Origin of the sequence: Lentzea sp. NPDC058436, from assembly GCF_042721515.1 — a bacterium.
GTDB lineage: Bacteria > Actinomycetota > Actinomycetes > Mycobacteriales > Pseudonocardiaceae > Lentzea.
Window position 1 is genome coordinate 1 of record NZ_JBHXLF010000005.1, and the last position, 14,310, is coordinate 14,310.

Annotated in this window: 9 protein-coding genes; 3 read left to right on the forward strand and 6 right to left on the reverse strand. The window is 70.5% G+C overall.

All coding sequences use genetic code 11. The annotated features are described in order from the left end of the window. Positions 1-187: 187 nt before the first annotated feature. Positions 188-889, reverse strand: coding sequence for a BTAD domain-containing putative transcriptional regulator (locus tag ACFWN2_RS21135; RefSeq protein WP_382429676.1), 702 nt, complete (start codon positions 887-889; stop codon positions 188-190). 141 nt (positions 890-1,030) lie between these two features. Here ACFWN2_RS21135 and ACFWN2_RS21140 point away from each other — a divergent pair, with 141 nt between their 5' ends. The 3 genes from ACFWN2_RS21140 (at position 1,031) to ACFWN2_RS21150 (ending at position 7,028) form a co-directional block, all read left to right on the forward strand. Continuing rightward, complete coding sequence (locus tag ACFWN2_RS21140; RefSeq protein WP_382429678.1) at positions 1,031-3,400, forward strand: glycoside hydrolase family 3 C-terminal domain-containing protein; 2,370 nt, start codon at positions 1,031-1,033, stop codon at positions 3,398-3,400. 9 nt (positions 3,401-3,409) lie between these two features. Beyond that, positions 3,410-4,033 (forward strand): TetR/AcrR family transcriptional regulator, encoded by a 624-nt coding sequence (locus ACFWN2_RS21145; RefSeq protein WP_382429680.1) that lies wholly within the window; start codon positions 3,410-3,412, stop codon positions 4,031-4,033. A 310-nt stretch (positions 4,034-4,343) separates the two neighbouring features. After that, positions 4,344-7,028: a BTAD domain-containing putative transcriptional regulator gene (locus tag ACFWN2_RS21150; protein ID WP_382429682.1), complete on the forward strand. Its 2,685-nt coding sequence runs from the start codon at positions 4,344-4,346 to the stop codon at positions 7,026-7,028. Positions 7,029-7,032: 4 nt separating this feature from the next. Here the strand turns inward: ACFWN2_RS21150 and ACFWN2_RS21155 are convergent, their stop codons facing one another. Genes ACFWN2_RS21155 through ACFWN2_RS21175 form a run of 5 tightly spaced genes read right to left on the reverse strand, consistent with a single transcriptional unit; the run spans position 7,033 to position 14,214 of the window. Continuing rightward, on the reverse strand, positions 7,033-8,019 hold the full coding sequence (locus ACFWN2_RS21155) for an acyl-CoA dehydrogenase family protein (RefSeq protein ID WP_382429684.1): 987 nt from the start codon (positions 8,017-8,019) through the stop codon (positions 7,033-7,035). Further along, positions 8,016-9,557 (reverse strand): aldehyde dehydrogenase family protein, encoded by a 1,542-nt coding sequence (locus ACFWN2_RS21160; protein WP_382429686.1) that lies wholly within the window; start codon positions 9,555-9,557, stop codon positions 8,016-8,018. The genes ACFWN2_RS21155 and ACFWN2_RS21160 overlap by 4 nt, the downstream gene beginning before the upstream one ends. 41 nt (positions 9,558-9,598) lie before the next feature. Beyond that, positions 9,599-10,522: a 2Fe-2S iron-sulfur cluster-binding protein gene (locus ACFWN2_RS21165; protein WP_382429688.1), complete on the reverse strand. Its 924-nt coding sequence runs from the start codon at positions 10,520-10,522 to the stop codon at positions 9,599-9,601. Next, a complete protein-coding gene (locus ACFWN2_RS21170; protein WP_382429690.1) occupies positions 10,519-12,288 on the reverse strand; it encodes an NAD(P)H-dependent oxidoreductase subunit E in 1,770 nt (589 codons plus the stop codon). Before ACFWN2_RS21170 ends, ACFWN2_RS21165 begins: the two co-directional genes overlap by 4 nt. Continuing rightward, entirely contained in the window at positions 12,289-14,214 is a 1,926-nt protein-coding gene (locus ACFWN2_RS21175; protein WP_382429692.1) for a molybdopterin oxidoreductase family protein, read from the reverse strand. It lies immediately after the preceding gene. Positions 14,215-14,310: the final 96 nt, after the last annotated feature.

Consider the following 14,310-nt stretch of genomic DNA (forward strand, 5'->3'; position numbering starts at 1 on the left):
TTTTTCTAACCCCCGGTGTTTTTTTTCCCCCCCCCCCCCCCCCGCCGGCCGCCCCGGTGGGGGGGGGGGGGCGCCCCCCCCCCCCGGGGCCCCCCCCCGCTCCACCCCAGGCCGGTGCCCGTGAGGGGGAGCACCGGCCGCAAGCTGGAGTGCTGTGGCTCGCACCCCCGACACGAGCCACAGCACCTCAGCCGGCCAGCACGGCCGCCTCCCTGCGGCGCAACGCCGAACCGGGCTCCAGCCCGAACTCCTCGACGAGCAGCGCGCGCACGCGCCGGTACGTCCGCAGCGCGTCACCGGCTCTGCCCGCGCGGTGCTGGGCCTCCATCAGCAGGTCCCACAACGACTCCCGCAGCGGGTAGAGCGCGACGAGCCGTTCGAGCTGCGCGATCGCCTCGGCGTACCGGCCGTCCAGGCACAGCGCCGCCGCGTGGCTCTCCTCCGCGAACGCCAGGGCCTCCCGCAGCCGCACGATCTCCGCGTCCGCCCAGCCCTCGACCGGGCAGTCCGCCAGCGGATCTCCGCGGTGCAGGGCGATCGCCTCCGCGTACCGGCCGCGGCGCAGGTGCTCGTCGAACTCCTCGACGTCGACGACGACCTGCGTGACGTCGAGCAGGTAGCCCGGTTCGCGCGTCAGCACGACACCGTCGGCCCCCGCCAGCTCCAGCGCCCTGCGGACCTTGGCCACGTGCCCCTGCAACGTCTTCGTGCCCGTCGGCGGCACGTACTCGCCCCACAGGCCGTCGACCAGCGCCGATCTCGACACCAGACGGCCGGTCCGCAACGCCAGCAACGCGAACACGGCCCGCCGCCGCGCCCCGGTGAAGCGCACCGGCCCGTTCGGTCCGCGCACTTCCAGCGGCCCGAGCAGCCGCACCTCGATCTTCATCACCATTCCCCTCCCCTTGGACACAAGAAGAGGCGTGCCACGCGTGTGCCGCGTCGCGTCACATCACCGCGAGATAACTGAGCGATAACAGCAACATATACCGACCGACTACACGGTCGGTGCTTCTGGTGTGCTCGGAGCATGGACATCGAGAAGGCGATCGAGCGCCTGGACCTGGCTCGCAAGGTCCGGCTGCTGACCGGCTCCGCACTCTTCGCCCTGCACGACGAGCCGGAGATCGGGCTGGCGTCGCTGAAGCTGTCCGACGGCCCGACCGGTGTCCGAGGCGCCGAACTGCGCGGTGGCACGATCGCCTGCGTGCTGCCGAACGCCACGTTGCTCGCGCAGCACTGGGACACGGCGCTGGCCCGCGAGGTCGGCGAGGTGCTGGCCGACGAGGCGGCGGCCCAGCAGGTGCACGTCGTGCTCGGCCCGACGATCAACCTGCACCGCACGGCCCTGGGCGGCCGCCTGTTCGAGGCCTACAGCGAAGATCCCCTGCTCACGGCCGCGATCGCCGCCGCGTACGTGCGCGGCCTGCAGGACAAGGGCATCGCCGCGACGCCCAAGCACTACGTGGCGAACGAGTCCGAGACCGAGCGCCGCACGGCGAGCATGGTGCTGGACGAGAAGACCCTGCGCGAGGTCTACCTGCTGCCGTTCGAGATCGTGGTCGAGGATGCGGCACCGTGGGCGATCATGGCCGCCTACAACAACGTCAACGGCGTCCCCGCGACCGAGCACACCGAGCTCGTCGAGGGCGTGCTGAGGGGCGAGTGGGGGTTCGACGGCCTGGTCATGTCCGACTGGTTCGCCACGAAGTCCACGGCGGCGAGCGCGAACGGCGGCCTCGACCTGGCCATGCCCGGCCCCGGCGGGCCGTGGGAGGACAAGCTGGTCGCGGCCGTGGAGGCGGGCGAGGTCGCGGAGTCGACCATCAACGACCACCTGGCCCGGTTGCTGCTCCTCGCCTCGCGGACCGGCGCGTTCGGCGAGCAGCGCTCGTGGCCGCAGGACCTGCCCGCGCCCGACAGCCCGCTGCGCCGTGAGCAGCTGCGCAGGTTCGCCGCCGGTGGCATGACCGTGCTGAAGAACTCCGGCGTGCTGCCGTTGCAGGACAACAGCGTTGCGCTGATCGGCCGCCACGCGATCGACACGGTGGCGCAGGGCGGCGGCTCGGCCGGCGTGCGACCGCCGCACGTGATCAGCATCGCGGACGGCCTGACCTCGCAGCTCGGCGACGCGGTGTCCGTTGTGGACGGTGTGGAGGTCAGGCTCCGCTACGCCGCGCCCGGCGCCGGGGTGCTGAAGGACATCCGCGCCACGACGTACGACGCGGACGGCGAGGTGCTCGCGACGCGCGACATGGAGATCGCCGAACTGGCCGCGTACGGCGGCTGGGCGCAGGGCGCCGCGTCGATCGAGGTGTCCGGCGAGGTCGTGCTGGACGAGCCGACACGCCTGCTGATCGGCGTGCGCGGCTTCGGCGACTGGACGATCGACGTCGGCGGACGGCAGTACGCCACGCTCCTGGCCTGGGCGAACGGCATCGTCGAGGAGGCGCTGCTCAAGCCGCCGCACTGGACGACCGAGGTCCTGCTGTCGCCCGGCGACCGGATCACGGCCCGCGTCCGCGAGGCCAGCGCGCTGGTCGGCCTGATCACCCAGCCCGTCCCCCGCTCCCCCGCCGACGCGATCGGCGCCGCGGTGCGGTCCGCGCGCGAGGCGGACGTGGCGGTCGTGGTCGTCGGCCTCACCGAGGAGCAGGAGACCGAGGGCTTCGACAAGACCACGCTCGCGCTGCCCGGCGAGCAGGACGCGCTGGTCGCGGCGGTGGCGGCGGCCGCCCGGCGCACGGTCGTCGTGGTGAACGCCGCGACGCCGGTGCTCATGCCGTGGCTCGCGGAGGTCGACGCCGTGCTGTGGGCAGGGCTGCCCGGCCAGGAGGCCGGTGACGCCGTGGCCGCGGCGTTGCTGGGCCACATCGAACCGGCGGGGCGGCTGGTCACGACGTTCCCGCGGGCCGACGCCGACGCGTTGGACCTGGTGCCGGTCAACGGTGAGCTGGTCTATTCGGAGGGGACCGCGTTCGGCTATCGGGGTGCGACGGACCCGTTGTTCTGGTTCGGGCACGGGCTCGGGTACACGACCTGGGAGTACGGGGCCGCGGAGCTGTCCGTTGTGGAGGGAGCCGTCGGCTCGGTGTCGGTCGAGCTCACCAACACCGGCGAGCGGGCGGGCCGCGAGGTCGTGCAGGTCTACCTGCGCCCGCGAGACGAGACGGTCCGTCTCGTTGACGACACCCAACCACAACGAGACGAGACGGTCCGTCTCGTCGGCTTCGCCACCGCCGACGTCGCCCCAGGCGAGACCGTGCGCGTCGAAGTCCCCTGCGACCCGCGCGCCCAACGCGTCTGGCACGACGGCTGGCACCCGCTGACCGGCGGCGACGTGCTGATCGCCCGCGGGCTCGGCGACGTTCGCGTTACCCTGCCCGCTGATCAGGAGTGAGGTGACGCCGTGTCGGTCCCGCCCCGGTACCGGGCCAAGTCGCGGGTGGACTTCTCCGGTGAGGAGTCCAGGGCCAAGGCGGTGGCCGTCGCGACCGAGCTGTTCGCGCTGACGGGCTTCAAGGGCACGTCGGTCGCGGCGGTGGCGGCGAAGACCGGGCTCTCGCAGTCCGGTCTGCTGCACCACTTCCCCAGCAAGGCCGCGCTGCTGACGGCCGTGCTGGAGGAACGCGACCGGCAGGACGGCGACTTCCTCGCCGGGAGCGCGGGGCCGCCGCTGGGCTGGGCGGCGTTCGACGCGCTGGGTGCCCTGGTGGCGCGCAACTCGACGCGGCCGCACCTGGTCGGGTTGTTCGTGCGGCTGGCCGCCGAGGCGACCGAACCCGCCCACCCGGCGCACTCGTGGGTGCGCGAGCACTACAGCGGGTTGCGGCGGTGGCTGACCGACGCGGTGCGTTCAGGTCAGGAACAGGGCGAGATCGCGGAGGACGCGCCGGTCGGCTCGATCGTGCGCACGACGATCGCGGTGATCGACGGGTTGCAGCAGCAGTGGTTGCTCCACCCGGACGAGATGTCGATGACGGCCGAATTCGAGGGTTTCGCCGCGACCCTGCGCGCCCGCTGGGGGCGCTGACTCTCCCCAACCGCAAGGTGGTGGCCCGGTTCAGTCTGGGGGACCCGCCCGGGCCACCGGTCTTGCGGTAGGTGGCCGACGTGCGCGGTGACTTTCACACGCCGGCCGGGTTCTGGGGGAACCGGACCCGGCAACTGCGCCGACCCCCACTCCCAGGAGCTTTCGGGCCCGGCGGCGCAGGTACCGGATCTGGACACAAAGATGACAGGGGGCGTGCACAGATTTCGCCCAGGCCGCGCACAGACCGCCGCGAAGTGCGCGAGGATGGTCTTGCACCCCAATGCCTGGATCATCGAGGAGCGATCTACCTGTGGAGTTCCTGTTGCTCGGCTCGCTCGCGGTACGGCGGTCGGGCACGCTGCTGGAGCTGGGCGGACCCAGGCAGCGCGCGGTGCTCACCATGCTGTTGCTGCACTCGAACGAGGCGGTCAGCGTCGCACAGCTGACGGAGGCGGTCTGGGACTCACCGCCGGTGTCGCCCGAGTCGAACCTGCGCACGTACGTCGCAGGGTTGCGCAAGGTGCTCGGGGATCGCCTGATCACCCGGCCCGGCCACGGCTACCAGCTCGCGGTCGAACCGGGCGAGCTGGACCTCGACGCGTTCGACCAGCTGGTGCGCGACGGTGAGAACGCTCTCACGGACAGCGACGCGGAAGCTGCGGCCGAACTCTTCGGCCAGGCGCTGGCCCGCTGGCACGGCATTCCGACCGCCGAGCTGAACGCGGGGCCGTTGCTGCGCGCCGAGTTCACGCGCATCCAGGAACGCAGGCTGACGGCCGTCGAGAAGTACGCCAGGACGTCCATCGAGCTCGGCCGGTTCGACGACGTGATCGACCGGCTGCGGCGGGAGTCGGCGCTGCACCCGTTGCGCGAGGAGCTGTGGGCGCAGCTGATGCTGGCGCTGGACCGCTCCGGTCGTCGCGGCGAGGCGCTGGAGGCCTTCGCGACGGCGCGCAAGCACGTGGTCGAACAGGTCGGCGTCGAACCGGGCACGCGGTTGCGCCAGTTGCAGCAGGTGATCCTCGAAAGCCGGGTGCCCTCGCCCGCGGCTTTGAACGCGCACCGCCAGCTGCCGATGGACATCGCCGAGTTCACCGGCCGCGAGGCCGAGCTGCGGCGGCTGTGCGAGCCAGGACCGCAGACCACGGTCGTGATCTCCGCGATCGAGGGCATGGCCGGGGTCGGCAAGACGAAGCTGGCCGTCCGCGCGGCCCACCGGCTCGTTCAGCGTTTCCCGGACGTGCAACTGTGGGCCGACCTGCACGGGTTCGACGCCGACGAGCTGCCCGCGGAACCGTCCGCCGTGCTGGAGAGCTTCCTGCGTCTGCTGGGCGTGCCCGGCGCGCAGATCCCCGAGTCGCTGGAGGAACGGGCCGCGCTCTACCGCGACCGGCTGACGGGCAAGCGGGCGTTGGTGCTGCTGGACAACGCCGCCGGTGAGGACCAGGTGCGGCCGTTGCTGCCGGGCAGCTCCAGCTGCACGGTGCTGATCACCAGCCGCCGCACGCTGCTCCAGCTGGACGGCGTGAGGTCGGTCTTCCTCGACGTCTTCACGCCCGGCGAGGCCCTGGCCCTGCTGTCCAGGATCGCCGGCGAGGACCGGGTGCGGGCCGACCGCGAGGCCGCGGACCGGATCGCGGAGCTGTGCGGACACCTGCCGATCGCCGTCGCGCTGGCGGCCAAGAGGCTCGCTCGTCGTCCACAGTGGACGTTGCAGGACCTCGTGGCCCAGCTGGAACGGGGAGGCGGTCTCGGTGTGCGGGGCGTGTTCGACCTCTCGTACCAGGCGTTGCCCGACCACCAGAGGCGTCTGTTTCGCCTCCTCGGACTCCACCCAGGCGAGGACGTCACCGCCGAGTCCGCCGCCGCCCTCGCCGGGCTGACCGCGCACGAGGCGAGCGACCTGCTGGAGACGTTGCTCGACGAACACCTGCTGCAGCAGCACACTCCCGGCCGCTACGGCCTGCACGACCTGCTGCGCTCGTACGCCGTCGAGCAGGTCATGGCCGCCGAACCGCCGCCGGCCCGCGCGCTGGCCCGGCGCCGCGTGCTCGACTGGTACGTCCACACGTCGTGGCAGAGCACCCGGCAGCTGAACCCGCAGCGCAAACTGGAGATCGTGCGGCCCGACCCGGCCGTGCACCCGCGCACGTTCGCCGACAGGGACGCCGCACTGCTGTGGTGCGACACCGAACGCGCGAACCTCGTCGCGGCGGTGCGCGAGGCCGCCGAGCACGACCTGCCGGAACACTCGTGGAGCCTCGCCCAGTGTCTGTGGGACTTCTTCAACCTGCGCAAGCACTGGACGGACTGGATCGACACGCACGGCGTCGCACTGGCCGCCGCACGCTCGATCGGCGACCGCGACGCCGAGGGCCGAATGCTGATCACGCTCGGCATCGCGCTGCGCGAGGTCCGGCGCCACGACGAGGCGATCGAGTGCGCCCAGCAGGCGCTCGCGATCTTCCGCGCGCTCGGCGACAGGGCACGGCAGGAGCCCGCGCTCAACAACCTCGGCATCGTGTACATGGTGCAGGGCAGGGTCGACGAGGCCCTGGCGTGCTACGAGCAGTCCGCCGAGATCGCCCGCGAGCTGGGCAACGCGCACACCGAAGCCGTGCTGCTCAACAACATCGGCCTCCTGCACGCCGACGCGGGCCGGTTCGACGTCGCGCTGGCGCGGTACCTGCGGGCGCTGGAGATCCGGCAGGAGATCAAGGACCCGTACAGCGAGGCCATCCTGCTCAACAACATCGGTGAGGTCCACCGGGGCCTGCTCGACTTCCCCGAGGCCGTGTCCTACGTGGACAGAGCGCTGGAGACGTTCCGGGCGATCGGCGACCTCTACGGGCAGGCGGAGTCGCTCGACAACCTGGGGCTGGCGCTGGACGGGCTCGGTGACCGCCGCGGCGCGGAGAAGTGCTGGCTGGAGTCGGTGACGTTGTTCGAGGAACTGGGCGAGCCCAAGGCCGACGAGGTCCGCGCGCGCCTGTGACCGGTCAGATCTCCACCGACTCCAGCAGCACGTCCACGGTCGGCTCGATCGCCGCGGCCGCACGCGCGTCCCGGAACCGGCGCTCGATCCCCAGGTCCCGCCGGAACGCCGCGTCCCCGCACACCTTCATCGCCAGGTCCGTCACCGCGACGGCCGCCTCGGTCGCGGTGACCGCCAGCAGCCGCACGCGGTCCAGCGACCGTTCCGGATGCCACGTCACCGCGGACAGCGTGTCGTTGTAGAGGACCCTGACGGCATCGGTCCGCAACCGCATCCGCGCCAGGTCGGACCTCGTCCGCGGATCACCGCCGCCGAGGTGCCCGATCGCGGCCGCCAGCGATCCCTCCATCAGTCCCAGCGAGACGGCGGCCCCGAGCACCATGAACCACGGGAACGCGAGTTCCTCCGACCACAGCCGGTTCGACGCGGGCACCCGCACCGGATCCGCCTCCACGCACGTGGCGACCGTCCCCCGCAGGCCCATCCCTGCGTGGTCGGCCGGCACCAGCAGGCCCGGCGCCTCGGCGGGCACGAGCCACAACGACGAGCCGCACGACCAGACGTAGCTGTCCGCCTCACCCGCCGCGATCACCCAGCTCTTGCGCGCCCGCACCTGCACCACGTCGCCGTGCGTCGACATCTCGCCGGCCGAACCGAAGGCCGCCAGCGTCGACAGGTGCCGGCCCGCCGCGATCTCGGCACGCAACCAGTGCGGACCGGACCGGTCGAGCACGGCGGCCGCGGAGTAGTGCGAACGGAGCACGGAGGCCGTTGCGCCGCAGACCCCCGCGACCTGCTCGACGACGCGTCCGGCGGATCTGACGTCCTGTCCTCCGCCGCCGACCGTGCGGGAGATCGTCATGCCGAGCAGGCCCCGCGCGCCCAACGCGTTGAGGGCGGCGCGCGGGAACCGGGAGTTCTGGTCGATGTCGGCGGCGTTGGGCGCCACCACGTTCTGCACGATGCGGAGCAGGTCCGCCCGGTACGTCACGTGGGCGGGTAGAGCGAGTAGGAGGGGAAGTTGCCGTACGGCCGTTCGTCGGGCGAACCCTCCGTCACGGCGTGGACCAGCAGCGAACCGCCCACGAACGCACCGCGCCACGAGGCCCCGCGGCCGCCGAACACCTCCTCGCGGTCACCCCGCGAGCGCGGCTTGTTGATGCCGACCTTGAACGCCTGGAGGTCCGCGCTCAGCCGTCGGGCCGTGGCCTCGTCGTCGCAGGCGAGCGACGCGACCAGAGCACCGTTGGAGGCGTTCATCGCCGCCAGCAGTTCGGCCTCCGTGTCGACCAGGACGATCGTGTCGACCGGCCCGAACGGTTCGGCGTGGTGCAGCACGGACGAGCGCGGCGGGTCGAGGATCGCGACCGGCGCCAGGTAGGCGGCGGTCTGCTGGCCGGGCAGGAACCGGCCGGAGTCCGCCGTCCCCCGGTACAGCGGCACACCACCGGCCCTGATCGCCTCGTCCACGACGTCGCCGAGCTCCTTGGCCTTCGCGTCGTTGATCAACGGCCCGAAGTCCAGCTCCGGCAGGTCGTCCTCCGGCGACTCGACGGCGAGCGGGTGACCGAACCTCACCTCGCGCACCGCGGGCAGGTAGACGCTCAGGAACCTGTCGAACAACGACCTCTGCACGACGTACCTCGGATAGGCGGTGCAGCGCTGCTTGCCGTAGTCGAACGCCTTGCGGATCTGCGTGCCGAGCATCTCCCAGGAGTCGGTCTCCCAGACGCCCCAGCAGTTCAGGCCCTCCTGCTCCAGGACGTGCCTGCGGTTCGAGTCGACGAGGCGCGTCGCGATGGAACTGCCGACGTCGCGACCGCCCACAAAGGACACACACCCCAGGAACGACGACCCGACCAGCACCGGCGCGAGCTCCGACCCGCTTCCCGACACCAGCGTCAACGGCAGCCCCGACCGCACGGCCAGCGCGGTCGCGAGTGTCAGGCAGCTCACGCCGCCGTCCGTCGGTGCCTTGGCGATGACGGCGTTGCCCGCCAGCGCCTGCACCAGCATCGCGTGCATCAGTACGCTCATCGGGTAGTTCCACGAGGCGATGTTGCTGACCGGGCCGCTCAGCGGCGCACGGCCGGCCAGCATCGAGTCGATCTCCTCGACGTACCAGCGCACGCCCTCGATGCAGCGGTCGACGTCGGCCATCGCGAGCCGCCACGGCTTGCCGATCTCCCACACCAGCAGCAACGACAACAGGTCGCGGTGCTCGGTCAGCGCGTCCAGGGCCTCCGAGACGCGGGCCTTGCGTTCCGCGAGAGGCACGTTGCCCCACTCGATGTGCTGGTCGACGGCCGCGACCACCGCCCGTCCCGCGACGTCGAAGTCGAGGAAGGGCGGGCCCGCGATGGTGGTGCCGTCGACCGGCGTGGTGGCGGGCACGGGTTCGCCGGAGCGACTCCACTCGCCGCCGAAGTGGTTGAGCAGCCGATCTTCGTGGAACGCCTCGGGTGCGATCCGAACGCACCGCGAATAGACCTCGTCCCACGAGGTACCCGGCTTGAGGATCAACGACATCGGAGCGCCCTCCCTGTCGGAACGGAATTGGCCGCGCGTGGTCAGCGGTTCTGCACGTGCTGCCAGCCGAACCGGCCCTTGATGCACAGGTTTCCGTGCGTGACCGTGCTTTCGTGCGGTGAGGTGACCTTCACGATCTCGTTGTCCTGCACGTGCAGGGTGAGGTTGCACCCGACGCCGCAGAACGTGCAGATGGTCGTGGTCTGCGTCTGGGCCTCTTCGTCCCAGGTGCCGTCTTCCCGCTTGTCGTGCTCGCGCTTGAAGCTCAACGCGCCGGTCGGACAGACCTCGATGCAGTTGCCGCAGTACACGCAAGCGCTTTCGGGCAACGGCGTGGAGAACTCCGTGGAGATCCGCGAGTCGAAGCCGCGGCCGGCCACCGAGATCGCGAAGGTGTTCTGCCACTGGTCACCGCAGGCGTCGACGCATTTGTAACACAGGATGCACTTGCTCAGATCGCGGACGTACAGCGGATTGTCCACTTTGGTCGGCTGCCGCACGGTGGCGGCGGCCTGGCCGTCCGGTTCGTCGTGCTCGCCTGGGTGGCGGTCGTCCCGGTCGTCCGACGGCGGTGCCGGCGGGCCGAAGCGGGAGGGGTCGGCGCCGCACGCCGACATCCACTCGTCCACGTGCGGCGTGGTGGAGAGGTCCGTGGCGGACCCGAGAAGTTCCAGCACCAGCTTGCGGCTGTGCTTCGTGCGTTCGGAGTCGGTGTGCACGACCATGCCCGGCTCGGCCTTGCGCGAGCACGACGGCACGAGCGTGCGGGAGCCCTCGACCTCGACCATGCAGACGCGGCAAGCGTTTGCGGGCTTGAGCGTGTCGCCGTAGCACAGCGTCGGGATGGATTTCCCTTGTGCTGTACAGGCGTCCAGGATGGTGGCGCCTTCCGGAACGCGCACCGGTTCGCCGTCCAAGGTCAACTCGACCAATCGTTTCGGAAGGCCGATCTCGACGATCGTCACGATGCCGCCTCCTCCGCGTAGCCGAGCCGGTACAGGGCTGATTCGATGGCGTTCCAGGCGGTCTGGCCCAGACCGCAGATCGAGGAGTCGCGCATGACCTGCCCGACCTCCTTCAACAGCTGGAGATCGTCGGCCGAAGTGCTCAGCGGGCGTTTGCCCACCAGCCGGGCCATGGCCTCCTCCTGGCGCACGGTGCCGATCCGGCACGGCACGCACTGCCCGCACGACTCGTCACGGAAGAACGCGGCGATGCGCAACAGGAAGCTGCCCAGGTCGGCCGTGTCGTCCAGCACGAGCACCACACCGGAGCCGAGCGTGGTGTTCGCGGCGCGCGCGTCCTCCATGGTGAGCGGCAGGTCGAGCTCGTCCGGGCGGACGAACCCGCCTGCCGCCCCGCCGAGCAGTACCGCTCGCAGCTCCCGGCCTGGCGGCACGCCACCCGCCAGATCGAGGAGTTCTCCGAGCGTGGTGCCGAACGGCACCTCGTACACGCCCGGACGACTGACGTTGCCCGACAGGCAGAAAAGCTTCGGACCGGTCGAGCCGGAGGTGCCGATGCGGGTGTAGGCGTCGCATCCCTCCGTGAGGATCACCGGCACGTTGACCAGCGTCTCCACGTTGTTGACCACGGTCGGTTTGCCGAAGAGCCCCGACTCCACCGGAAACGGCGGCTTGGAGCGCGGCTCACCGCGGAAGCCCTCGATGGAGTTGAAGATCGCCGTTTCCTCGCCGCAGATGTACGCGCCCGCGCCGCGGCGGATCTCGATGTCGAACGAGAAACCCTCGTGTCCCATGATGTCGTCGCCGAGGAAGTTCCGCTCCTTGGCGCGAGCGATGGCGTTGCGCAGCAGGTGCAGCGCCCGCGGGTACTCGCCACGCAGGTAGAGGTAACCGCGTGAGCAGCCGGCCGCGAACCCGGCGATCGTCATCGACTCGATCACCGCGTACGGGTCGCCCTCCATCAGCAACCGGTCCTTGAACGTGCCGGGCTCGCTCTCGTCCGCGTTGCAGACGAGGTAGTGCGGTCGCACGGGTTGGCGGGCGGTCGCGTCCCACTTGCGTCCTGTCGGGAACGCCGCGCCGCCGCGGCCCATCAGCTTCGCGTCGGTGACCTCGCGAATCACCCCGGACGGTCCCAGGTGCAGAGCCGTCCGCAACGCCGCGTAGCCGCCCGTCGCCCGGTAGTCGTCGAGCGACTCCGGGTCGACGACGCCAACCCGTTTCAGCAGCCGCAGGCCGGCCGCACCTGCCTGCGGCACCTCCGCGCGCTCACCGTCCACATGAGAGGGACCGGCGGCCGCCACCGCGATCACCTCGCCGGCGGTGGTGGGCGCCAGGAGCTGCTCCTTCGCCACCTCCCCCGCCTCGAACGCGAGCGCGGCAGGAGCCTTCTCGCACACCCCGAGACACGGGCTGCGCAACCACCCGCTCTTCGCTCCAGCCGGTCCGAGCTCGCTGGTCAGCCTGTCGCACAACGACTTCGCGCCGTTGACCTGGCAGGCCAGGTCGACGCAGACGTGCACGACCTTCGCCGGCCTCTCGGACAACGAGAACAGCGAGTAGAAGCTCGCCACCCCGTAGGCCTCGGCCGGAGGGATGTGCAGGACGCGGCAGATGTGGTTCAGCGCGCCCTGGCTGATCCAGCCGACCCTGTCGTTGACCGCGTGCAGGGCGGGCAACAGCTGGTCCCGTCCCATGCCCGTGAACAGGTCCACGACGACGCGTTCGGCCTCGGACGGCTCGACGTCGAGCAGTTTGAGATCCACTCAGCCCACCTTCACCGGAAGCTTGTCGATGCGAATGGCAGCGGCCTTGTACTCAGCTGTGCCGGCGATGGGGCAGGTCGCCTCGATCGTGAGCACGTTGACGTCGATCTCGTCGGGGAAGTGGAACGTCATGAACACCAGGCCCGGCGTCAGTCCGTCGTCGATCCGCACCGGCGCCTGGATCTGCCCGCGCCGGCTCGTGATCGACACCTCCTCACCCGCCTGGACCCCGAGCATCAGAGCGTCCTCCGGGCACAGGTCGAGCGTCTCTCCGATCCGCAGCGGCGACTCGAAGCCGTTCGACTGCACCCCGGTGTTGTAGGAGTCGAGCCGCCGCCCGGTGGTGAGCCGGAACGGGAACTCGTCGGTCAGCTCGTCGACGGGCGGGCTGTGCGGCACCGGCGAGAACGTGGCGGGCATGCCGCGCTTGACCGGGTCCTCCTCCCAGAGCCTGCCGTGCAGGAAGCTGGGTTCGAGGGAGTCCTCGCTCGGGCACGGCCACTGGATGCCGCCGAGCGCCTCCAGCCGGTCGTAGGTCATGCCGGTGTGGATCGGCGACAGGCCGCGCAGCTCGTCCCACACGTCCTGACCGGTCTTGTGCTGCCAGTCCGCACCGAGCCGCGTCGCGATCTCCCCCATGATCTCGATGTCGTCGCGCGCGCCTTCCGGTGGCGTCAAAGCCTTCCTGACCCGCTGCACGCGGCGCTCGCTGTTCGTGAACGTCCCGTCGGTCTCGCACCACGCCGCGGCGGCGGGCAGCACGACGTGTGCGAGCTGCGCGGTCTTGGTGAGGAAGATGTCCTGCACCACCACATGGTCCAAGTTGGACAGTCGCTTGATCGTGTGCTCGCAGTCGGCCTCGGACTGCACCGGGTTCTCGCCGATGATGTACACGGTGGTCATGTCACCGCGTTCCATCGCCTCCAGCATCTGGGTGAGGTTCCAGCCCTTGGCGGCCTTGAAGTTCGAGCCCCACGCGTCGTTGAACTTCTTGGCGACGTCCGGGTCGGTGATGTCCTGGAAGCCCGGCAGCCGGTCGGGGATGGCGCCCATGTCGCCGCCGCCCTGCACGTTGTTCTGCCCGCGCAACGGGTTCAGCCCCGCCCCGTACCGCCCGACCTGCCCGGTCAGCAGCGACAGGTTGATGAGGCTCAGCACGTTGTTCGTGCCGTTGTGGTGCTCGGTGATGCCGAGCGTCCAGCTGAGCTGACCGCGATCGGCCTTGGCGTAGGCGTGCGCGAGCTCGCGGATCAGCTCGGCCGGCACCCCGGTCTCCAGTTCGGCGACCGGCAACGTCCACGGTTCGACGGCCTTCACGAACTCCTGGAAACCCTCGGTCGCGCGCTCGACGAACGACATGTTCGTGAGGTTCGACGCGATGATCTCCCGCGCGATGGCGTGCGCCAGCGGGATGTCCGTGCCGACCTTGAGCCGCAACCACTTGTGCGCCCACTTGCCGGTGCTCGTCAGCCGCGGGTCGACCACGTACAGCTTCGCACCCTTGTTGACGGCCTTCAGCACGTGCTGGAAGAAGATCGGGTGCGCCTCCCGCGCGTTCGACCCCCAGAGAACGATCAGGTCGGCGTCCTCGATCTCCTGGTAGGAGGAGGTGCCGCCGCCACTGCCGAACACCTTGGCAAGCCCCGCCACGCTCGGCGCGTGACAGGTGCGGTTGCAGCTGTCGACGTTGTTCGTCCCGATCACGGCCCTGGTGAACTTCTGGGCCATGTAGTTCATCTCGTTGGTGGCCCGCGCACAGGAGAACATGCCGAACGCGTCCGGGCCGCCGGCGGCCACGTTCCTGCGGAAGCCCTCTGCGGCCTTGTCCAGCGCCTCGTCCCAGGTGGCCGGTCGCAGGACTCCCGCGTCACGCACCAACGGCTGGGTCAGCCGCACGTAGGGCTCGGTCTTCTTCCGCCTGCTCATCGTCTGCACCTCCTACCCACATACTGTATGCAATCTTCTGTACGCGCTAGCCCCTGTTGCGGTTTCTTGACGAGGAACCGCGTTGAGAGAAAGGGA

Excerpts from the sequence above, each read along its gene's own strand:
- ACFWN2_RS21140 (WP_382429678.1), top strand. The coding sequence starts at position 1,031 with ATGGACATCGAGAAGGCGATCGAGCGCCTGGACCTGGCTCGCAAGGTC.
- ACFWN2_RS21135 (WP_382429676.1), bottom strand. The coding sequence starts at position 889 with ATGAAGATCGAGGTGCGGCTGCTCGGGCCGCTGGAAGTGCGCGGACCG.
- ACFWN2_RS21175 (WP_382429692.1), bottom strand. The coding sequence starts at position 14,214 with ATGAGCAGGCGGAAGAAGACCGAGCCCTACGTGCGGCTGACCCAGCCG.
- ACFWN2_RS21160 (WP_382429686.1), bottom strand. The coding sequence starts at position 9,557 with ATGTCGTTGATCCTCAAGCCGGGTACCTCGTGGGACGAGGTCTATTCG.